Source organism: Streptomyces sp. NPDC059224, from assembly GCF_042754285.1.
In the GTDB taxonomy this organism is placed as follows: domain Bacteria; phylum Actinomycetota; class Actinomycetes; order Streptomycetales; family Streptomycetaceae; genus Streptomyces.
Genome location: NZ_JBHZAN010000005.1, coordinates 255,378 through 276,152, shown reverse-complemented (window position 1 = coordinate 276,152; position 20,775 = coordinate 255,378). Strand labels below are relative to the sequence as shown.

Annotated in this window: 16 protein-coding genes; 8 read left to right on the top strand and 8 right to left on the bottom strand. The window is 71.1% G+C overall.

The window, feature by feature from the left end; genetic code table 11:
* Positions 1 to 195: 195 nt before the first annotated feature.
* From ACFXI4_RS07695 to ACFXI4_RS07675, 5 genes are read right to left on the bottom strand one after another with little or no spacing between them, the layout of a single operon-like run.
* Positions 196 to 1,506: a DUF58 domain-containing protein gene (locus ACFXI4_RS07695; protein ID WP_384988821.1), complete on the bottom strand. Its 1,311-nt coding sequence runs from the start codon at positions 1,504 to 1,506 to the stop codon at positions 196 to 198.
* A complete protein-coding gene (locus ACFXI4_RS07690; RefSeq protein WP_384988820.1) occupies positions 1,506 to 2,498 on the bottom strand; it encodes an AAA family ATPase in 993 nt (330 codons plus the stop codon). Before ACFXI4_RS07690 ends, ACFXI4_RS07695 begins: the two co-directional genes overlap by 1 nt.
* Positions 2,495 to 3,691, bottom strand: a complete 1,197-nt coding sequence (locus ACFXI4_RS07685; RefSeq protein WP_384988819.1) for a DUF4350 domain-containing protein — start codon at positions 3,689 to 3,691, stop codon at positions 2,495 to 2,497. Before ACFXI4_RS07685 ends, ACFXI4_RS07690 begins: the two co-directional genes overlap by 4 nt.
* Positions 3,688 to 4,410, bottom strand: a complete 723-nt coding sequence (locus ACFXI4_RS07680) for a DUF4129 domain-containing protein (protein ID WP_384988818.1) — start codon at positions 4,408 to 4,410, stop codon at positions 3,688 to 3,690. The genes ACFXI4_RS07685 and ACFXI4_RS07680 overlap by 4 nt, the downstream gene beginning before the upstream one ends.
* Positions 4,411 to 4,444: 34 nt before the next feature.
* Positions 4,445 to 5,812, bottom strand: coding sequence for a hypothetical protein (locus ACFXI4_RS07675; protein WP_384988817.1), 1,368 nt, complete (start codon positions 5,810 to 5,812; stop codon positions 4,445 to 4,447).
* Positions 5,813 to 5,952: 140 nt separating this feature from the next.
* Here ACFXI4_RS07675 and mtnA point away from each other — a divergent pair, with 140 nt between their 5' ends.
* From mtnA to ACFXI4_RS07640, 7 genes are all read left to right on the top strand, one after another.
* The gene (gene mtnA / locus ACFXI4_RS07670; RefSeq protein ID WP_362724543.1) at positions 5,953 to 7,095 is read left to right on the top strand and encodes an S-methyl-5-thioribose-1-phosphate isomerase; all 1,143 of its coding nucleotides are present in this window, start codon (positions 5,953 to 5,955) and stop codon (positions 7,093 to 7,095) included.
* 263 nt (positions 7,096 to 7,358) lie between these two features.
* The gene (mtrA, locus tag ACFXI4_RS07665) at positions 7,359 to 8,048 is read left to right on the top strand and encodes a two-component system response regulator MtrA (RefSeq protein WP_015659998.1); all 690 of its coding nucleotides are present in this window, start codon (positions 7,359 to 7,361) and stop codon (positions 8,046 to 8,048) included.
* 1 nt (position 8,049) lies between these two features.
* Positions 8,050 to 10,110 (top strand): MtrAB system histidine kinase MtrB, encoded by a 2,061-nt coding sequence (mtrB, locus tag ACFXI4_RS07660; protein WP_384988816.1) that lies wholly within the window; start codon positions 8,050 to 8,052, stop codon positions 10,108 to 10,110.
* Entirely contained in the window at positions 10,100 to 11,938 is a 1,839-nt protein-coding gene (locus ACFXI4_RS07655; protein ID WP_384988815.1) for an LpqB family beta-propeller domain-containing protein, read from the top strand. Before mtrB ends, ACFXI4_RS07655 begins: the two co-directional genes overlap by 11 nt.
* A 235-nt stretch (positions 11,939 to 12,173) precedes the next feature.
* On the top strand, positions 12,174 to 13,157 hold the full coding sequence (locus ACFXI4_RS07650; RefSeq protein ID WP_384988814.1) for a ComF family protein: 984 nt from the start codon (positions 12,174 to 12,176) through the stop codon (positions 13,155 to 13,157).
* 317 nt (positions 13,158 to 13,474) lie between these two features.
* A complete protein-coding gene (gene hpf / locus ACFXI4_RS07645; protein WP_362720746.1) occupies positions 13,475 to 14,167 on the top strand; it encodes a ribosome hibernation-promoting factor, HPF/YfiA family in 693 nt (230 codons plus the stop codon).
* 206 nt (positions 14,168 to 14,373) lie between these two features.
* The gene (locus tag ACFXI4_RS07640; protein ID WP_362720743.1) at positions 14,374 to 15,117 is read left to right on the top strand and encodes a response regulator transcription factor; all 744 of its coding nucleotides are present in this window, start codon (positions 14,374 to 14,376) and stop codon (positions 15,115 to 15,117) included.
* A gap of 15 nt (positions 15,118 to 15,132) precedes the next feature.
* On the opposite strand, the gene ACFXI4_RS07635 is transcribed toward ACFXI4_RS07640, so the two are convergent.
* Together ACFXI4_RS07635 and ACFXI4_RS07630 are read right to left on the bottom strand one after the other, a co-directional pair.
* Positions 15,133 to 16,323, bottom strand: a complete 1,191-nt coding sequence (locus tag ACFXI4_RS07635) for a winged helix-turn-helix domain-containing protein (RefSeq protein WP_384988813.1) — start codon at positions 16,321 to 16,323, stop codon at positions 15,133 to 15,135.
* Positions 16,324 to 16,372: 49 nt separating this feature from the next.
* Positions 16,373 to 16,948, bottom strand: a complete 576-nt coding sequence (locus tag ACFXI4_RS07630; protein WP_362720737.1) for a GNAT family N-acetyltransferase — start codon at positions 16,946 to 16,948, stop codon at positions 16,373 to 16,375.
* A gap of 359 nt (positions 16,949 to 17,307) precedes the next feature.
* On the opposite strand from ACFXI4_RS07630, the gene secA reads away from it, so the two are divergent.
* Positions 17,308 to 20,151: a preprotein translocase subunit SecA gene (gene secA, locus ACFXI4_RS07625; protein ID WP_384988812.1), complete on the top strand. Its 2,844-nt coding sequence runs from the start codon at positions 17,308 to 17,310 to the stop codon at positions 20,149 to 20,151.
* A 164-nt stretch (positions 20,152 to 20,315) separates the two neighbouring features.
* On the opposite strand, the gene ACFXI4_RS07620 is transcribed toward secA, so the two are convergent.
* A complete protein-coding gene (locus ACFXI4_RS07620) occupies positions 20,316 to 20,774 on the bottom strand; it encodes an Rv3235 family protein (protein WP_384988811.1) in 459 nt (152 codons plus the stop codon).
* Between the last annotated feature and the right edge of the window lies 1 nt (position 20,775).

The following is a 20,775-nucleotide window of genomic DNA, read 5'->3' as shown; positions in this document are numbered from 1 at the left end:
CAGCGCCGATGGTACTGCAGGGGGGACCCTGTGGGAGAGTAGGACACCGCCGAACAAATTTTGGGAAAGGCCCACGCCATATGGCGTGGGCCTTTTCGCGTTTACGGGCCTTTTAAATCCGCGCAGATTCGTGTGGACCAGCGTCGATTTACATCGGAATTGGGGCAGGCCCCGGGAAGGGCCCGCCCCGGAGTGTCAGAGCCGGCCCGCCGCTTTCAGGGCCAGATACGCGTCGGCCAGTGCGGGAGCCAGATCTTCAGGGGTCGCGTCCACAACCGTGACACCGTGCCGGCGGAGTTGTTCTGCCGTGCGGTGCCGTTCGCTCTGCGCCTGTGCCGCTGCCGCCGCCTCGTACACCGCGTCGGCGTTTCCGCGTGCCGTCGCCATTCGGGCGACGTGCGGATCGGCCACGGAAGCGAGCAGAACCGTATGGCGTTGGGTCAGTTGGGAGAGCACCGGAAGCAGACCCTGTTCGACCGGGGCCGCGTCCAGCGTCGTCAGAAGGACGATCAGGGAACGGCGCGGGGCCGTACGAAGTGTCGTGGCCGTGAGTCCGCGCGCATCCGTTTCGACGAGTTCGGGCTCCAGCGTCGCCATCGCGTTGACCAGAGACGGGAGGACGTCGCCTGCGGCGCGGCCCTGGACCAGCGCACGGACTCGACGGTCGTAGGCGAGCAGATCCACGCGGTCGCCCGCGCGTGAGGCGAGGGCGCCGAGGAGGAGCGCCGCGTCCATCGAGGCGTCCAGGCGTGGGGCGTCGCCGACGCGGCCGGCGGAGGTGCGGCCGGTGTCGAGGACCAGCAGGATGTGCCGGTCGCGTTCGGGACGCCAGGTGCGTACGGCGACCGCCGACTGCCGGGCCGTGGCTCGCCAGTCGATGGAGCGGGTGTCGTCGCCGGGGACGTACTCCCGGAGGCTGTCGAACTCGGTGCCCTCGCCGCGAGTCAGGACGCTGGTACGGCCGTCGAGTTCACGCAGTCGGGCGAGTTTCGAGGGCAGGTGCTTGCGGCTGGTGAAGGGGGGCAGGACCCGTACGGTCCAGGGCACTTGGTGGCCGCTCTGGCGGGAGAACAGGCCCAGGGGGCCGTAGGAGCGGATCGTGACGCGGTCTGCCTGACGGTCGCCGCGGCGCGTTGGCCGCAGGCGGGTCGTCACGCGTCGGCGTTCGCCCGGTGGGACGGTGAGTCGGTGCCGCGAAGCCTCGATCTCGGTGCCGGCCTGCCAGCTGCTGGGCGGCCAGCCGTCCCGGAGCCGGGCCCGGAGTGTGCGTCGGGACGGGTTGGCCACGGTCAGGGTGATGTCGGCGGTCTCGCCAAGACGCGCTGACGTGTCGCCGGAGCGGGTCAGCACGAGGCGTCGTACCGGAGCGGCCCAGGCGAAGTCGCAGGCGCACGCGAGGGCCAGCGGGCCGTTGACTGCGAGGATGCCCGTCCAACCGGGTTCCCAGATGCCGACGGGGATCGATCCGATGGCCGCCAGGAGGGCGGCGCGTCCGGTGAGGGGCATCAGCGGGGGACCGGGACGTGGGCGAGGATCGCGTTGATGACGGAGTCGGCCGTCACACCCTCCATCTCGGCTTCGGGACGGAGCTGGACGCGGTGGCGGAGGGTGGGCAGGGCGAGGGCTTTGACGTCGTCGGGGATGACGTAGTCACGGCCGGTCAGCCAGGCCCATGCGCGTGAGGTGGCCAGCAGGGCGGTCGCGCCGCGCGGGGACACGCCGAGCGTGAGGGACGGCGACTCGCGGGTGGCACGGCAGATGTCCACGACGTAGGCGGTGATCTCGGAGGAGATGCTCGTCTTGGCGACCGCGGCGCGGGCGGCTTCGAGGTCGGCGGGGCCCGCCACGGGGCGTACGCCGGCGGCGCGCAGGTCGCGCGGGTTGAAGCCCTCGGCGTGGCGGGTGAGGACGTCGATCTCGTCCTGGCGGGAGGGGAGGGGGATCGTCAGCTTGAGGAGGAAGCGGTCGAGTTGGGCTTCGGGAAGGGGGTACGTGCCCTCGTACTCGACGGGGTTCTGGGTGGCGGCGACCAGGAAGGGATCGGGGAGCGGGCGGGGCGTGCCGTCGACCGTGACCTGTCGTTCCTCCATGGCTTCGAGGAGGGACGACTGGGTCTTGGGCGGAGTGCGGTTGATCTCGTCCGCGAGGAGGAGGTTGGTGAAGACCGGTCCGGCCTGGAAGGAGAACTCGGCGGTGCGGGTGTCGTAGACGAGGGAGCCCGTGATGTCGCTCGGCATGAGATCGGGGGTGAACTGGACGCGTTTGGTCTCCAGTTCGAGCGCGGAGGCGAGGGCGCGCACGAGCAACGTTTTCGCGACTCCGGGGACTCCTTCAAGTAGTACGTGTCCGCGGCAGAGGAGAGCGACGACGAGGCCGGTCACGGCGGGGTCCTGGCCGACCACGGCTTTGGCGATCTCGGCGCGCAGGGCCTCCAGGGAGGCACGTGCGTCGGCCGGGTTCCCGGTGGTCCCGGCGGTGTCAGTGGTCGGGTCCATCATGGACGGCGTACCTCTCTTTCGAGGGCGTCGAGTTGGTCGGTGAGGGCGATGAGGGCCGCGTCGTCGCCGGGCGGCGGTCCGAAGAGGAGGGAGTGCAGGGCCTGGCCGTCGCCGTGGAGGTGGGCGGAGAGGGCGGGGAGCAGAGCCTCGGGAGCGTCCGCCTGGGAGACGGGGACGCCGACTAGGGGGGCGAGGCGGGTGCGTGCGGTGGAGCGAAGAGCGGCGGCCGCGCGGTCGCGGGCGTTGGCTTTGCGGTAGAGGCGGGCGCGGCCTTCGACGGTTTCGGAGGCGCGGATCGCGACGGGGAGTTTCTCGGCTACCAGGGGGCCGAGTCGGCGTGCCCGCCAGAAGGCGGCGAGGGCCGCGGCGAAGAAGAGCTGGAGTGTGCCCCAGAGCCAGCCGGAGGGGAGCAGGTCGAACAAGGACTTCTGGTCGCCCGTGCCGGCGGCCGAGGAGTCGGAGAGCGAGGGGAGGTACCAGACCAGATGGCGGCGGGAACCGAGGAGCTGGAGGGCGAGCGAGGCGTTGCCCTGGTCGTCGAGGCGGTCGTTGAGCAGGATGTCGGGCGCGCCGAGGACGATGGTGTCCCCGCCCCCGGAGGCGGCGGGGACGCGGATGAGCGTGGCCAGACGCTGGCTCGGGTAGCAGGAGTCGGCGTCGAGGTGGGTGGTGGTGTAGCGGATGCCACCGGTGTCGGCACTGCCCGCGCGACGGGCCTCGGCCAGGTCGCAGTGCGGGTCCAGGGCGGACCTCAGGCTGGTGGCGGGGTCGGCGGTGACGCCGGGGGCGAGTCGTTCGACGGACCTGCTGCCGGCTGCGACCAGGATCGTGCGGCCGCCCGATCCGGCGGTCGACACCCGCAGCCGGGACTGCTGCCCCGGGGTGAGCAGGTCGGGGACGGCGACGAGCAGGGTGGTGTCGCGGTCGGCCGCGGCGCGGGCCTCTGCCAGGGTGGTGACCACGCGGGTGGACACGCCCCGGTCGGCGAGGAGTTCCGCGACGGCGCGGCTGCCGTAGGGGTCGACGGAGCGGGGGTCGAGGTCGCCGTGCCTGCTGTCGGAGCGGACGACGGCGATGGCGACGGCACCGGCGAGCAGGAGCACCACGGCGAGGACGATGCCCCGGGTCCGGGTCCACACCTGGCGGGTGGTGGGCGCGGTGGTCGTGGGCGGAAGGGCTACGCCGTTGGTCATTCGGCGGCCCCCTGGCGGGTGTTGTGGGCGGTGCTCCGGGTGCTGCTCGCGAGTGTCGGTCTGGTGCGTTCCAGGTCCCGGTCGAGTTCCGTGATGCGCTCGTACGACGCCTGGGTCGCCCTGCGGCCGCCGTACGTCACGTCGTCGAAATCCCGGGCGGCGGCACGCAGCCGGTCCTGGTGGGCGGGCAGGACGCGGCCGGCCTGGGCGGCGGCCTCGTCGGCGGTGCGGCCGGGGCCGGCGTCGAGCAGGGCGCGTTCCTCCAGGGCGCGGACGACAGCGCGCATGCGTTCCTGGAGGGCCTGGTTCCAGTGGCCCTGGGCGGCGTGTGCCTCGGCGGACGCGCGATGGTCGGCGGCGCTGCGGGGGCGGTCGTCGAACAGGGCCGCGGCGGAGGCGGGTTGGCGGCGTGGGGTGCCCAGGCGCCACCACAGGGCGCCGATGACGGCGAGGACGGTCAGCACCACGACGACGAGGCCCAGCGTGCCTCCGGGCGTCGCGGACGAGGCGGCCGAGAGCAGGCGGCCGACCCAGTCCAGGAAGGCGTTCAGGGCACGCTGGAACAGCCCCGGGTCGTTCTCGTGGTACATGCGTTTGGACAGCTCGTGCCGTGCCGCCTTCCGTGCGGGGTCGCGCGGGATGGTCACGGGCGGTTCGTCGCCCGAACCGGCCGACGACAGCAGGGCCGTCACCCGTGCCCGCAGCAGGGCCGCGGGCACCGCTGTGAGTACTCCCCCCGTCGGACTCACCGCATCAGCTCCCCGGGACGGTGCCGGGGGTGCTGGTGCCGTAGTTCTCGACACCGGCGGCGCGGGCCAGTTCGAGGTCGAGGGCCTCGCGCCGGATGCGCTGGTCGATGTAGAGGAGCACGGTGACGCCCGCGTTGATCGGGAAGGTGAGCATCGAGCCGATCACCGAGCCGATGCCGCTGATGATGAGGAACGTCCAGCCGACGTTGGTGTTCGTGCTCTCGAGGAAGCCGGAGAAACCGTCGCCGCTGATGAGCGCCGCGCCTACGGCGAAGGGGATCACGGCGATCGAGGAGACGATGTTGGCGATGATCGTCGCCAGGACCTGGATGCCGAAGACCCGCCACCAGGAGCCGCGGACGAGCTTGGCGGAGCGTCCCAGCGACTTCGTGATGCTCTGCTTCTCCAGCATCAGGGAGGGAGAGGCCAGCGAGAAGCGGATCATCAGCCACAGGGTGACGATGCCGCCCGCGAGGAGGCCCACGATGAGCAGTGCGGCGATGGCGCCGCCGGGGCCGCCGGCGATCGCGACGACGATGCCGGGCAGAGCGCCGACGAGCAGGACGCCGACCGCGATGAGTCCCAGCAGGACGATGAGGCCGAACAGCTTGCTGACCTGGGGGCGGGCATCGCGCCAGGCTTCGCCCGTGGTCACGGACCTGCCGAGTACGGCGCGGCTGGTGACGGTGGTCAGCAGGGCCGTCGCGATGATGGTGCCGACCAGCGAGATCAGCAGGACGGCGCCCGAGCTGACCATGACCTCGCCGGCGGCGCGGGACACCTCGCTGAGGGAGGCGCTCGGGTCGTTGAGGGTGTCGGTGGTCTCGGTGTCGTTGAGGACGAGGCCCTGGAGGAGGATCACCGCGACCTGGGTGACGACGGCGACCGTCAGCGAGATGCCGAGGACCGTGCGCCAGTAGGTGCGCATGGTGGAGACGGCACCGTCGAGGATCTCGCCGACGCCGAGCGGGCGCAGTGGGATCACGCCGGGCTTGGCGGCGGGCGGGGGACCGCCCCAGCCGCCGCCCCAGGCTCCGTAGCCGCCGGGCGGACCGTAGCCGCCAGGCCCCCCCGGGCCGCCGTAGCCTCCGTAACCGCCGCCGGGGGGCCGGCCGTCCCAGCCGGGGCCGGGCGGTGGTGGCGGCGGTGCCTGGCCCGGTGCCGGAGCGCCGGTGGGCGCGGACCACTGGCCGGGCGGGGGCTGGTCCTTGGACCACTTCGAGTCGGAGCCCTGTGGGTCCGTACCCGGCTGGTCGGTGGGCTGCTCGGCAGGGCCTGCGGGAACGGGGCGGTCGGCAGGGGCGGACGCGCCGGGTTCCCGCCCGTCGGACGGGGCGGATCCGGGCGAGGCCCAGCCCGGAGTGTCGTTCATCGAAGCTCCTTCACGGTGCCCGTCCGCGGTCGCGGTGGCAGGTTGGCTGCCATCGTGCCATGGGGTGGTCACCCAGTGACCTGCCGCGGTACAGGCTCCGCACCTTCAATTGTCCGCCGGATACGGGGCAGACTGACGGCATGGCTGATCAGTACGCGCAAACCGGCGAGGACAAGCGGCCGACAGGAATGCCCGTGATCCGTTGGGAGGAGCCGCCCGAGGGCCCCGTGGTGGTCCTTCTTGACCAGACCAGACTGCCGGCCGAGGAGGTCGAGCTGGTGTGCACGGACGCGTCGGCACTGGTCGAGGCGATCCGGACGCTCGCGGTGCGCGGGGCGCCGCTGCTCGGGATAGCGGGGGCGTACGGCGTCGCGCTCGCCGCCGTGCGGGGTTTCGACGTGGACGAGGCCGCGGTGGCGCTGGAGGGTGCCCGGCCCACGGCCGTGAATCTCTCCGTCGGGGTGCGCAGGGCCGTTTCGGCGTACCGGTCGGCTCTGGCCAAGAGTGGTGACTCCGGGGCTGCGGCCGTGGCGGCGCTGGTCGCGGCGCGGGCGGTGCACCGGGAGGACGCCGAGGCCAGCGCCCGGATGGCCGGGCACGGACTGGCGCTGCTGGACGAGTTGCTGCCGGGCGGAGGACACCGGATCCTCACCCACTGCAACACCGGATCGCTGGTGTCGGGGGGCGAGGGAACGGCGTTCGCGGTGGCCCTCCAGGCGCACCGGGCGGGGCGGCTGCGGCGGCTGTGGGTGGACGAAACGCGTCCGTTGCTGCAGGGCGCTCGCCTGACGGCCTACGAGGCGGCTCGCAGCGGCATGGCTTACACCTTGCTCACCGACAACGCGGCCGGTTCGCTGTTCGCGGCGGGGGAAGTGGACGCGGTGCTGATCGGGGCGGACCGGATCGCGGCCGACGGATCGGTGGCGAACAAGGTGGGGAGCTATCCGCTCGCGGTGCTCGCGCGGTACCACCACGTGCCGTTCATCGTGGTGGCGCCGTTGACGACGGTGGATCCGGAGACGCCGGACGGGGCGTCCATCGAGGTCGAACAGCGCCCCGGATACGAGGTGACCGAGGTCACAGCCCCGCACGCGCCGGTGACGGGAGCGGGAGGCGGGATTCCGGTGGCGCCCCTGGGGACCCAGGCGTACAACCCGGCGTTCGACGTGACGCCGCCGGAGCTGGTGACGGCGATCGTCACCGAGGAAGGCGCCGTTTCGCCCGTGACGGCTGAGGCGCTCGCCGAGCTCTGCGCCAGGCCACGCCAGGTGACGTTCAGCTGATGGGACGACGTCGGATCGACCGCCGGAAGCGCCCCCTTCACCTGCGGCGATTCGTAGGTGAAGGGGGCGTCGACGGCCAGGGCTGACGAGGTGACGCCATGGCGGGTGGCGTCGAGGTGCATCGAGCGGGTGCGGGGACTCAGTCTTCGTCGTCCGGCGAGGAGCCCGGGCGGACGGGGGCAGACAGTGACGCTCCAGTACGGCTAAGGTCACAGGCCGGTGACCCTGGTCACCTGCGCAACCTTCACTGTTATGAGAATGGGATGATGTCGTTTATGAAGGGACGAGTCCTTGTCGTCGACGACGACACCGCACTGGCCGAGATGCTCGGCATCGTGTTGCGTGGTGAAGGTTTTGAGCCGTCTTTCGTAGCCGACGGCGACAAGGCGCTGGCCGCTTTCCGTGAGACCAAGCCCGATCTGGTGCTGCTGGACCTGATGCTGCCCGGGCGGGACGGTATCGAGGTGTGCCGTCTGATCAGGGCGGAGTCCGGGGTGCCGATCGTGATGCTCACGGCGAAGAGTGACACCGTCGATGTGGTCGTGGGCCTGGAGTCGGGCGCGGACGACTACATCGTGAAGCCGTTCAAGCCGAAGGAGCTGGTCGCCCGGATCCGGGCGAGGCTGCGGAGGTCCGAGGAGCCGGCGCCGGAGCAGCTCGCCATAGGTGACCTGGTCATCGACGTGGCCGGACACTCGGTGAAGCGGGACGGGCAGTCCATCGCGCTGACCCCGCTGGAGTTCGACCTGCTGGTCGCGCTCGCCCGCAAGCCGTGGCAGGTGTTCACCCGTGAGGTGCTCCTGGAGCAGGTCTGGGGCTACCGGCACGCGGCGGACACCCGTCTGGTCAACGTTCACGTCCAGCGGCTGCGCTCCAAGGTCGAGAAGGACCCGGAGCGGCCGGAGATCGTGGTGACCGTCCGCGGTGTCGGGTACAAGGCCGGACCGAGCTGACGTGTCCGGGGACAGTGCCGCTTCGGCCCCCGGCCGGTCCGGGGACCGTCCGGAGCGGCCTGTCGGCGGAAAGAGGCCCGGTTCGCGCTGGCGGCTGCTCTTCGAGGGCGGGCTGCTGCAGGGCGGGGTCCAGGGCAGTCCGGTGCTGCGGCTCTTCATGCGCTGGGTGCGCCGGCCGCTGCTGCCGGTCATGCGGCTGTGGCGGCGCAACATCCAGCTCAAGGTCGTCGTCACGACCCTGCTGATGTCGCTGGGTGTCGTTCTGCTGCTCGGGTTCGTCGTCATCGGGCAGGTGCGCAACGGCCTGCTGGACGCCAAGGTGAAGGCCTCGCAGAGCCAGGCCACCGGCGGGTTCGCGGTGGCCAAGCAGAAGGCCGACGAGGCCGCGACCGGCACCGGCGACACGGCCGTGTCACCGGACGGACGGCAGTCGCAGAACCTCACCCCGTGGATGAGCGACCTCGTCGAGTCCCTCTCCAGCGGTGGCCAGGGCGCCTTCGACGTGGTGACGCTGCCCGCGGGCGACAACAGCGGCGGTGGACGCGGTCCGCGCGCCTCCGGCCAGGTCGACCCGACGTCCAGCGTGCCCGACGGCCTGCGCGCGCGGATCAACGGCACCATGACGGCCGCGCAGAGCTACACCCGGATCGTCTACAAGGACAGCGACAAGGAGTCGCAGCCCGCCCTGGTCATCGGCAAGCAGGTCAACGACCCGAACGGCGACCCGTACGAGCTGTACTACCTCTTCCCGCTCACCCAGGAGGAGAAGTCCCTCAGCCTGGTCAAGGGCACCCTCGCGACCGCCGGGCTCTTCGTCGTCGTCCTGCTCGGAGCCATCGCCTGGCTGGTGGTGCGGCAGGTCGTCACGCCGGTGCGGATGGCGGCCGGGATCGCCGAGCGGCTGTCCGCCGGACGGCTCCAGGAACGGATGAAGGTCACCGGCGAGGACGACATCGCGCGCCTCGGCGAGGCCTTCAACAAGATGGCGCAGAACCTCCAGCTGAAGATCCAGCAGCTGGAGGACCTGTCGCGGATGCAGCGCCGGTTCGTGTCGGACGTGTCGCACGAGTTGCGCACGCCGTTGACGACCGTGCGGATGGCGGCCGACGTCATCCACGAGGCACGGGAGGACTTCGACCCGGTGACCGCGCGGTCCGCGGAGCTTCTCGCCGACCAGCTGGACCGGTTCGAGTCGCTCCTCGCCGACCTGCTGGAGATCAGCCGCTTCGACGCGGGCGCGGCGGCCCTGGAGGCCGAGCCGATAGACCTCAGGGAGGTCGTACGGCGGGTGGTCAGCGGCGCGGCGCCGCTCGCGGAGCGCAAGGGCACCCACATACGCGTGCTCGGCGACCTGCAGCCCGTGGTCGCCGAGGCGGACGCCCGGCGCCTGGAGCGGGTGCTGCGCAACCTGGTCGTCAACGCCGTGGAGCACGGGGAGGGCAAGGACGTCGTCGTCAAGCTGGCCTCGGCCGGCGGAGCGGTCGCGATCGCGGTGCGCGACTACGGCGTCGGGCTCAAGCCCGGCGAGGCGACCCGGGTCTTCAGCCGCTTCTGGCGCGCGGACCCGGCACGCGCGCGTACCACCGGCGGTACCGGCCTGGGGCTGTCGATCGCCCTGGAGGACGCACGGCTGCACGGCGGCTGGCTGCAGGCGTGGGGGGAGCCTGGCGGTGGGTCGCAGTTCCGGCTGACGCTGCCGAGGACGGCTGACGAGCCGCTGCGGGGCTCGCCGATACCCCTGGAACCCAAGGACTCCCGGCGCAACCGGGGGCTCAGCGACGCAGGTCTGCCGAGCGGCGGCGAGGGCAAGCGGGCGACCGTGCCGGTGCAGGCCGGCGGCGGGCAGGGGGCGGCGCTCGCTCCCATGGCGCAGCGGATGGCCGGCGTGGCCCCGACCGCCGACCCGACCGCGTTGCCCGGCAACGGCGCACGGGTGGTACCCCGGCCCAACGGGGGCGCACGGCGCCAGGAGGGCACGCCGGGGACCGGTCCGGCGGACGACGGGAGCGTCGGCGGGCCGGACGAGTCGAACAAGCCAGGGGAGGCATTTCGTGGTCGCTGACCGCGAGGGGAGCGCGCGGCCCCGACCGGCGCGCGTGGTGGCGTACGCCGCCTGCGGGGCCGTACTGCTGGCGGGCTGTGCCTCCATGCCGGACAGCGGCGACCTGCGGGATGTCGAGTCCACGCCACGGCAGGACACGCAGGTGCGGGTGTTCGCCATGCCGCCGCAGCAGGACGCCTCCTCCACCGAGATCGTCCAGGGCTTCCTGGAAGCTCTGACCAGCGACGATCCTCGCTACGACACGGCGCGCAAGTATCTGAGCACGGCCGCGGCGAAGACCTGGCGGCCGGAGTCGCAGGCGACGGTACTGGCGAACGGGCCGAGCATCCAGACGGACCCGCGGCCGGCGGGCCGGGAGGGCACGGACAGCATCACCTACTCGCTGCAGGGCAGCCGGGTGGCCACCGTCGACGCGCAGCAGGCGTACGCACCCGCCGCCGGCACGTACGAGCGGACGGTGCATCTGACGAAGGACGCCAAGAGCGGGCAGTGGCGGATCGACTCGCTGCCGCAGGGCGTCGTGATGGGCAAGTCCGACTTCCAGCGCAACTACACGTCCGTCAACAAGTACTACTTTGCCTTGGGCACGTCGGCTGGGGAGACCGGGCAGCCGGTGGCGGTCGCCGACCCGGTCTTCGTCCGCAGCCGGGTGGATCCGACGACCCAGCTGGTGCGTTCGCTGATCAACGGCCCCACCACCTGGCTCGGCCCGGTGGTCCGGTCGAGTTTCCCGACCGGTACGGCGCTCAAGAAGGGCGTGTCCGGGCTGACTCCGGACGACCAGAACCAGGTCACCGTGCCGCTGAACGTCAAGGCGTCCCGGGTCGGTTCGGCCAAGTGCACCGAGATGGCGACCCAGTTGCTGTTCACCCTGCGGAACCTGACGCCCACCGTGGACTCGGTCGCTCTGCAGTCCGTGAGCGGTGGCCGGATGTGCGACGTCACAGAGGACCAGGCCGAGGCCACCGCCTGGCGGCCGTCCGCCAAGCGGCCCGACTACCTGTACTTCCTCGACAGCAAGCACCGGCTGGTGCGGATGACGACCGGCGGTACCGGCACCAGTGCGGTCGCCGTGCCGGGCCCGTTCGGGGCGGGCACCAAGTCCCTGCGGTCGGTGGCGGTCGCCCGTGACGAGCGGAACGCGGCCGGGGTCACCAGCGACGGCAAGTCGCTGTACGTGACCTCGCTCGCGTCGGACGGTTCGCTCGGCGACGCGGTGCTGACCAGCCACGGAGCGACCGAGGACGACCGGCTGACGGCGCCGAGCTGGGACGCCCGGGGCGACCTGTGGGTGGCCGACCGGGATCCCGCCAAGCCGCAGCTGTACATGCTGGCGCAGGGCGTCGGTCAGCCGACGGCGGTGCAGGTACCCGAGCTGAGCGGCCGCATCAAGGACGTGCGGGTGGCCGCCGACGGGGTGCGGATCGCGCTCGTCGTGGAGAAGGACGGCAAGCAGTCGCTGCTCGTGGGCCGGATCGAGCGCACCAAGTCCGATGATCAGCAGGAGGTCTCGGTCCTGGAACTGCGTTCCGCCACCCCTGGCTCCGAGGAGGTCACCGCGATGTCCTGGGCCGGGGACAGTCAGCTCGTGGTGGTCGGGCGTGAGCAGGGCGGAGTGCAGCAGACGCGGTACGTCCAGGTCGACGGCTCCACGCCGGACGGGCCGGCGCCCGCGGCTCTCACGGGTGTCCTGGCGATCGCCGCGTCCGAGGACGACCGGGTGCCGCTGGTGGCCCGCTCGCAGGACGACGGGATCGTCCGGCTGCCGTCGGGGGCGCAGTGGCAGAAGGTGGTCAAGGACGGTTCGGCACCGGTCTATCCGGGCTGAGCCCGCAGCCGGTGCGGGAGCGGCCGTCCCGGCCCGGCGTGGAGCCGGCGGGGCGGCCGTTTCCGGGTCCGCCACCGTCGTCCTGACCGTGCTGGACGCGTTGCGGTGACCCCGTCGTGTTGACCCCGTCGTGGTGACCCGTCGCGGCGACGCGTTGTGCGTGGCGCGCGGAGTTGTCCACAGGCAGTCGTCCACAGGGGTGGCCGGTACGGCCGGGCGTGGGCACAGTGGGCACATGCGGGGGTGGTGGCAGGACCTCACCGACCTGGTGCTCCCGGCCGAGTGCGGAGGCTGTGGGACGCCTCGCACGGTGCTCTGTGCCGAGTGCCGTGCCGCCCTGAGCGGGGCCGCACCGCGCCGGGTGCGACCGGTGCCGGAGCCGCTCGGGCTGCCGCCGGTGTACGCGGCGGCGCCTTACGCGGACGAGGTACGGGCGGCTCTCCTCGCCCACAAGGAACGGGGCGCGCTGGCGCTCGCCGGGGCCCTCGGTGCGGCTCTTGCGGGAGCGGTGCGGGCCGGGCTCCGGGAGAGCCGGACGGGCCGGACCGTCAGGATCGTGTCGTCCTGGGCCGACGGCCCGACGGGCCGCTCGCAGAGCGCGGCCGGCGGCGCCGGAGGCGAGCCGGGGGTCCTGACGGCCGGGGTCGGTGACGGGGGCGGCGGTGCCCGGGGCGGCAGGCCCGTGCTTCTCGTGCCGGTGCCCTCCGCGCCGTGGGCCGTGCGGGCGCGGGGACACGATCCGGTGCGCAGGATCGCCCTCGCGGCGGCCGCGGAGCTGCGGCGTGGAGGGACCTCGGTGCGGGTCGTCCCGGTGCTGCGGCAGCGGCGGGCCGTGGCCGATCAGGCGGACCTCAACTCCCGGCAGCGGCTGGCGAACCTCGACGGCGCGCTGGAGGTGCCGGCCGGCGCCGCCCGGCTGCTCGGGGGCGGCCGTGTCGTCCTCGTGGACGACCTCGTCACGACCGGCGCCACCCTCACGGAGGCGGCGCGTGCGGTACGGGAGGTGACGGGGTCCGAAGGGGCAGGAGAAGAGACAACGGCTGTGTATCGGCGCGCGGCTTGGGAAGGAAGTGAGGAACGGATCGCCGGACTGAGGGAAGAACGAGCGAAGTGGACGCGGCACGCACCGGGAATGGCCGAGGGGAACGCCCTCACGTGGCCGATCCGCGCGGCTGTGGTCGCGGCCGCACCGGATTCTTTCGAAATGAACCGGAACTGACTGCTAACGCTCATCGTTGCAGGTAGTGACCGGGTCAATTCACCTGAATGGAGGTACGCATCAGTAGAGGGTGACGACATCCGTCCGGGCGAGATATGTTCGGTTGTGAGGGAGAAAGCCGCAGGCCGTGCCTCCCGTATCCGAATGCCGTGCCGCGCGTTTTCCGCAATCATCGCGGTGCTGGGGTGCAGATCTTGCCCATGGGGGGAGGAGGAGGTGAAGTCGCCGAGTCCGAGGCTCCGGGGATCACCGGAGCCGGGTGCAAAAAGGGAGATGCTCCGCCAGTGGAGCGGAGCGCTCCGGGAACGGAGTTCTGCGTGGACATCGTCGTCAAGGGCCGCAAGACCGAGGTGCCCGAGCGGTTCCGCAAGCACGTGGCCGAGAAGCTGAAGCTGGAGAAGATCCAGAAGCTCGACGGCAAGGTGATCAGCCTGGACGTCGAGGTGTCCAAGGAGCCCAACCCCCGACAGGCCGACCGTTGCGACCGAGTGGAGATCACGCTCCGCTCCCGCGGTCCGGTGATCCGGGCGGAGGCAGCGGCCAGCGACCCGTACGCGGCACTCGACCTGGCGGCGGAGAAGCTGGACGCGCGGCTGCGCAAGCAGCACGACAAGCGCTTCTCGCGTCGTGGCGCACAGCGGATCCCGGCCGCCGAGGTCGCCGACCATGTCCCGGACGCGGCGACGCTCAACGGGAACGGCAACCCCGTTCCGGCGGAAGAGCCCGACGGTGTGCCCACCAAGAAGATGGGTTCGCTGGAGGTGAAGGGCGAAGGGCCCCTCATCGTCCGCGAGAAGACCCACGTCGCCTCCCCGATGAGCCTCGACCAGGCCCTGTACGAGATGGAACTGGTCGGACACGACTTCTACCTGTTCGTCGACTCCGAGACGAAGGAGCCGAGCGTCGTCTACCGGCGGCACGCTTACGACTACGGCGTCATCCACCTCAGCACCGACCCGATGGTCGCCCAGGCGCAACCCCCGGCGGCGGGCGGCACACTGGGCGGCTGACCCGCCCGCCCGGTAACCGAGCCTGTGCCCCTGGAAGCGTGTGTGCGCCCCCGGGGGCACCGGTGTGCGACCACTTCGCGCCCCGCTCTGTCTCCGCGTTGTCGCCTGGGCATGGAATCATGGCCGCAACGGTCCAACCGGTGGGCCGCTGCCTTGGGTTGGCGATGGCACAGCACCACAGGCCACAGCCTTCAGGGGGAGGAACGATGGCGGACAGCTTCGGACCGTTGCAGGATGATGCCGACGGCGGCGTCGTCCTGAGCCCGGACGCGGGGGGCGCTTCGCGCAAGGAGCCGATCAGAGTCCTTGTCGTGGACGACCACGCCCTCTTCCGCCGCGGTCTGGAGATCGTGCTCGCCGCCGAGGAGGACATCCAGGTCGTCGGAGAGGCGGGCGACGGGGCCGAGGCCGTCGACAAAGCCGCCGACCTGCTCCCGGACATCGTGCTCATGGACGTCCGGATGCCCAAGCGCGGTGGTATCGAGGCCTGCACCTCCATCAAGGAGGTCGCGCCCAGCGCCAAGATCATCATGCTGACGATCAGCGACGAAGAGGCCGATCTCTACGAAGCGATCAAGGCGGGTGCGACCGGCTACCTCCTCAAGGAGATCTCGACGGACGAGGTGGCCACCGCCATTCGCGCGGTGGCCGACGGGCAGTCCCAGATCAGCCCGTCCATGGCGTCGAAACTCCTCACCGAGTTCAAGTCGATGATCCAGCGCACCGACGAGCGCCGGCTGGTGCCGGCGCCCCGGCTGACCGACCGTGAACTCGAAGTGCTCAAACTCGTCGCCACGGGCATGAACAACCGCGATATCGCGAAGGAGTTGTTCATCTCCGAGAACACCGTGAAGAACCACGTGCGCAACATCCTGGAGAAGCTGCAGCTGCACTCCAGGATGGAGGCGGTGGTCTACGCGATGCGGGAGAAGATCCTGGAGATCCGCTGAGCCGGGCGACGCCGGTCAGCGCAGCGCGGCCGTCAGCGCGCGGGTGACCTCCCGGACGAGCGGCTCACGCAGTTCCGGAGCGTCCACGCGCTCCACCCGTACCGTCGTGCAGTTCACCCAGCTCGCCGCCTCGACGAGGGCCTCGGCCACCGCCGGAAGGGCCTTCGGGCCGTCCAGCGTGACCTGGCGTGCCACCAGGACGCCGCCCGTCTCGCGCGCCGGATCGACCCGGCCCACCAGGCGGCCGCCGGCCAGCACCGGCATCGCGTAGTAGCCGTACACCCGCTTCGGCTTCGGAACGTACGCCTCCAGGCGATGGGTGAAGCCGAAGATCCGCTCCGTGCGTGCCCGGTCCCAGATCAGGGAGTCGAAGGGGGAGAGCAGGGTCGTACGGTGCCGTCCGCGCGGCGGCGTGGCCAGGGCCGACGGGTCCGCCCAGGCGGGCTTGGACCAGCCCTCGACGTCGACCGGGACCAGGCCCGAGTCGGCGATCACCGCGTCGACCTGCTCGCCCTTGAGCCGGTGGTAGTCGGCGATGTCCGCGCGCGTCCCGACGCCCAGTGACTGCCCGGCCAGGCGGACCAGGCGGCGCAGGCACTCGGTGTCGTCCATATCGTCGTGCAGCAACGTGCCCGGGACCGCGCGCTCGGCGAGGTCGTACACCCGCTTCCAGCCGCGCCGCTGGACGCACACCACCTCGCCGTACATCAGCGCACGCTCCACCGCGACCTTGGTGCCGGACCAGTCCCACCACTCACTGGTCTTCTTCGCGCCGCCCAACTCCGTGGCGGTCAGCGGGCCTTCGGTGCGCAGCTGCTTGATGACCTGGTCGTAGGCGCCCTCGGGTAGCTCGTGGCCCCAGTGCGGGCGGTCGCGGTAGGCGCGGCGGCGGAAGGCGAAGTGCGGCCACTCCTCGACGGGCAGGATGCAGGCCGCGTGCGACCAGTACTCGAACGCGTGCGTGTCGGTCCAGTAGGCGGCATCGACCGTCTTGCGGCCGACGGCGCCGAGACGGGCGTACGGGATGAGCTCGTGGGAGCGGGCGAGGACCGAGATGGTGTCGAGCTGGACCGCGCCGAGGTGGCGGAGCACGCCCCGGACGCCCGAGCGGCGGTCGGGGGCGCCGAGGAAACCCTGTGCCCTCAGGGCGATACGGCGGGCTTCGTCTGCCGAGAGGGCGGCGGTGGGGCGCGGGAGGGTCGTCATGGCTCGGACGATAGAGGGTGGCACTGACAGTCCGGTGCGACCTGCGGTCTCATCCCTGGGAAGGGGCCGGCAGATAGGGCGCGGCCGAGGGCAGGCCCAGGTCCGACGGCAGCAGGGAACCCACCCAGCAGTCGCGTCGCACACCCTTGTTGTTGAGGGCGGAGCGAAGGGTGCCCTCGATGGTGAACCCGGCGCGTTCCGCGACCGCGCGGGATCCGTGGTTGCCGACCTCGGCACGCCACTCCACGCGGTCCATCGCCAACCGGGTGAAACCCCAGCGGGCGGCCGTGAGGGTGGCCTCGGTGACGTAGCCGCGGCGGCGGTACTCCTTGGCGGCCCAGAAACCCACCTCGGCCGTCCCCAGGGAGCGCATGGTCAGGGCGAGCATCCCGGCCAGCTCACCCGTCGGCAGGAAGACGCCGAAGGTGAACATCGAACCCTCGGACCAGCCGTCGGGGACCAGCTGCTCCGTGAAACTCCGGGCGTGTTCCGGCAGGTAGGGCGAGGGAATCGTGGTCCAGCGCTGGATGTCCGGGTCCTGCACGGCCGTGTACACCGCTTCGGTGTCCTGAGGACCTACCGTCCGCAGCAGCAGACGGGCGGTGGAGAGCGTGACGGGTTCCATCGGCCGATTCTGCTCGGCCCGGCGCCCGGCACGCCATACCTTTCACGGCTCGTGGCCGGGTGATCACGGTTCGCGCAATTCCTCGGCTGATGCGGCACTATCCATACGCTCCGGCCGTTGTCCCCTGATGAAGCGGCGAAGAAGCGGAATCAGACTCGGCGACACCAGCCAGTACAACCGAATGCCCACCCGGAGAAGTCACACGAAGGGGGCTCGCGGAGTCCTCTGAAAAGCGGCGGACGGCCGTCGGGCCGCCAGGCCTCCCGGCGCGGCCGGGTCCTCGCATACGATGGCCGTTGCTCAGTACGTCCAATCGAAACCGACCGTCCCAGGCCCGACCGGCAAGGAGACAAACCCCCGTGTCCGTCCTCTCGAAGATCATGCGTGCAGGCGAAGGCAAGATCCTGCGCAAGCTGCACCGCATCGCGGACCAGGTCAACTCCATCGAAGAGGACTTCGTCGACCTCTCCGACGCCGAGCTGCGGGCCCTCACCGATGAGTACAAGCAGCGTTACGCCGACGGAGAGAGCCTCGACGACCTGCTCCCCGAGGCGTTCGCCACCGTCCGCGAGGCCGCCAAGCGCGCCCTCGGTCAGCGTCACTACGACGTGCAGATCATGGGTGGCGCCGCCCTGCACCTCGGCTACGTGGCCGAGATGAAGACCGGTGAGGGCAAGACCCTCGTCGGCACCCTGCCCGCGTACCTGAACGCGCTGTCGGGCAAGGGCGTCCACCTCATCACGGTCAACGACTACCTGGCCGAGCGCGACTCCGAGATGATGGGCCGCGTCCACAAGTTCCTGGGCCTGAACGTCGGCTGCATCCTCGCCAACATGTCGCCGGCCCAGCGCCGCGAGCAGTACGCGGCGGACATCACGTACGGCACGAACAACGAGTTCGGCTTCGACTACCTGCGCGACAACATGGCCTGGTCCCAGGACGAGCTCGTCCAGCGCGGCCACAACTTCGCCATCGTCGACGAGGTCGACTCCATCCTGGTCGACGAGGCCCGTACGCCGCTGATCATCTCCGGCCCGGCCGACCAGGCCACCAAGTGGTACGGCGACTTCGCCAAGCTGGTCCTGCGCCTGAAGAAGGGTGAGGCCGGCAACCCGCTCAAGGGCGTCGAGGAGACCGGCGACTACGAGGTCGACGAGAAGAAGCGCACGGTCGCCATCCACGAGTCCGGCGTCTCCAAGGTCGAGGACTGGCTGGGCATCGACAACCTCTACGAGTCGGTGAACACCCCTCTGGTGGGCTACCTGAACAACGCCATCAAGGCGAAGGAGCTCTTCAAGAAGGACAAGGACTACGTCGTCATGGACGGCGAAGTCATGATCGTCGACGAGCACACCGGCCGTATCCTCGCCGGCCGCCGCTACAACGAGGGCATGCACCAGGCGATCGAGGCGAAGGAAGGGGTGGACATCAAGGACGAGAACCAGACCCTCGCCACGATCACCCTGCAGAACTTCTTCCGCCTCTACAAGCGCCACGACCACAGCGGCAAGGAACAGCCCGGCCTGTCCGGCATGACCGGTACGGCCATGACCGAGGCCGCGGAGTTCCACCAGATCTACAAGCTCGGCGTGGTCCCGATCCCGACGAACAGGCCGATGGTCCGCAAGGACCAGTCGGACCTGATCTACCGCACCGAGGTCGCCAAGTTCGAGGCGGTCGTCGACGACATCGCGGAGAAGCACGAGAAGGGCCAGCCGATCCTCGTCGGCACGACCTCCGTCGAGAAGTCCGAGTACCTCTCGCAGCAGCTCTCCAAGCGCGGCATCCAGCACGAGGTGCTCAACGCCAAGCAGCACGAGCGTGAGGCGTCGATCGTCGCTCAGGCCGGCCGCAGGGGCGCCGTGACGGTGGCCACCAACATGGCCGGCCGTGGTACCGACATCAAGCTCGGCGGTAACCCGGACGACCTCGCCGAGGCGGAGCTGCGCCAGCGCGGCCTCGACCCCGAGGAGCACATCGAGGAGTGGGCGCAGGCCCTGCCCGCCGCCCTGGAGAAGGCCGAGCGCGCGGTCAAGGCCGAGTTCGAAGAGGTCAAGGACCTCGGTGGCCTCTACGTCCTGGGTACCGAGCGGCACGAGTCGCGCCGGATCGACAACCAGCTGCGCGGTCGTTCCGGCCGTCAGGGCGACCCCGGTGAGTCCCGCTTCTACCTCTCTCTCGGCGACGACCTGATGCGCCTGTTCAAGGCCCAGATGGTCGAGCGCGTGATGTCCATGGCCAACGTGCCGGACGACGTGCCGATCGAGAACAAGATGGTCACCCGCGCGATCGCGTCCGCACAGTCGCAGGTCGAGCAGCAGAACTTCGAGACGCGCAAGAACGTCCTGAAGTACGACGAGGTGCTCAACCGCCAGCGTGAGGTCATCTACGGCGAGCGCCGCCGCGTCCTGGAGGGCGAGGACCTGCAGGAGCAGATCCAGCACTTCATGGACGACACGATCGACGCGTACGTCGGTGCGGAGACCGCGGAGGGCTTCCCGGAGGACTGGGACCTCGACCGTCTGTGGGGCGCCTTCAAGCAGCTCTACCCGGTCAAGGTGACCATCGAGGAGCTGGAGGAGGCGGCCGGCGACCGGGCCGGTCTGACCGCCGAGTACATCTCCGAGTCCATCAAGGACGACATCCACGAGCAGTACGCGTCGCGTGAGGCGCAGCTCGGCTCCGAGATCATGCGCGAGCTGGAGCGCCGGGTCGTGCTCTCGGTCCTCGACCGCAAGTGGCGCGAGCACCTCTACGAGATGGACTACCTCCAGGAGGGCATCGGCCTGCGCGCGATGGCCCAGAAGGACCCCCTGGTGGAGTACCAGCGCGAGGGCTTCGACATGTTCACCGCGATGATGGACGGCATCAAGGAGGAGTCCGTCGGCTACCTGTTCAACCTGGAGGTCCAGGTCGAGCAGCAGGTCGAGGAGGTCCCGGTCGAGGACGCCCAGGTGGTCACGGAGGGGGTCCAGGACGCGGTGCCGGCCCAGGCGGGCTCGCGTCCCGAGATCCGCGCGAAGGGCCTGGAGGCGCCGCAGCGGCGGGGCATGCACTTCTCCGCGGCCACGGTGGACGGCGAGGGCGGCATCGTCGAGGGCGACTTCGACTACGACGACGAGCCGGCCCGCTCCGAGGCGGACGGTCTCACCCGTGCCGAGCGCCGCAAGCAGGCGAAGGGCAGCCGCCGCCGCCGGAAGTGACGGCAGCGACCGCACCGATCAGGGCCGGCCACCCCACAGGGGGCCGGCCCTTCGGTCTGTGACCCGTGGGGCCCGTGCCGTCCCAGGCCCGGCGCGCGGAGGCGACCCCTCACGAAACCGGGCCTTCCCGCGCCGCCCCGGTTTCCGGGCGGGTGGCCCCCGGGCTAGTCGCCGCGGGGTGCGCGGGGACCGCCCAGTTCGATCGCTGTGCAGCGCCAGCGCAGGTCCTGGCTCTGTTCCAGACGGAAGGCCATGGCGCGCAGCTGGCTGCCCGCGGAGATGCGGGCGAACACCTCCAGGGCGCCGGCGCGGGGGACGTAGTAGCCGATGTCGTGGACGACGGGGTCGGTGCCGCGGGTGCGCAGGGGGCCGCGCTCGGCGAGGCGGGCCAGGTCGTCGTAGGCGGGGCCCGCCGTGTGCCGGAGCATCCAGTGGACGGGGCGGCGGCCGCTGAGGACCGCCAGCAGACGCTCTGCGAACAGGTCGGTGGGGCGAGGGCTCGGCGGGGCCGCCGGAGGCGTCAGCGGCCTGCGGGAGGACGCCCCCGGGCGGCGGGAGTCGCGGCGGCCCGGCGGGCGGGTGCCCGGGCGGAGCTGGGCGGTCCTGGTCATGACCTTGTTCATG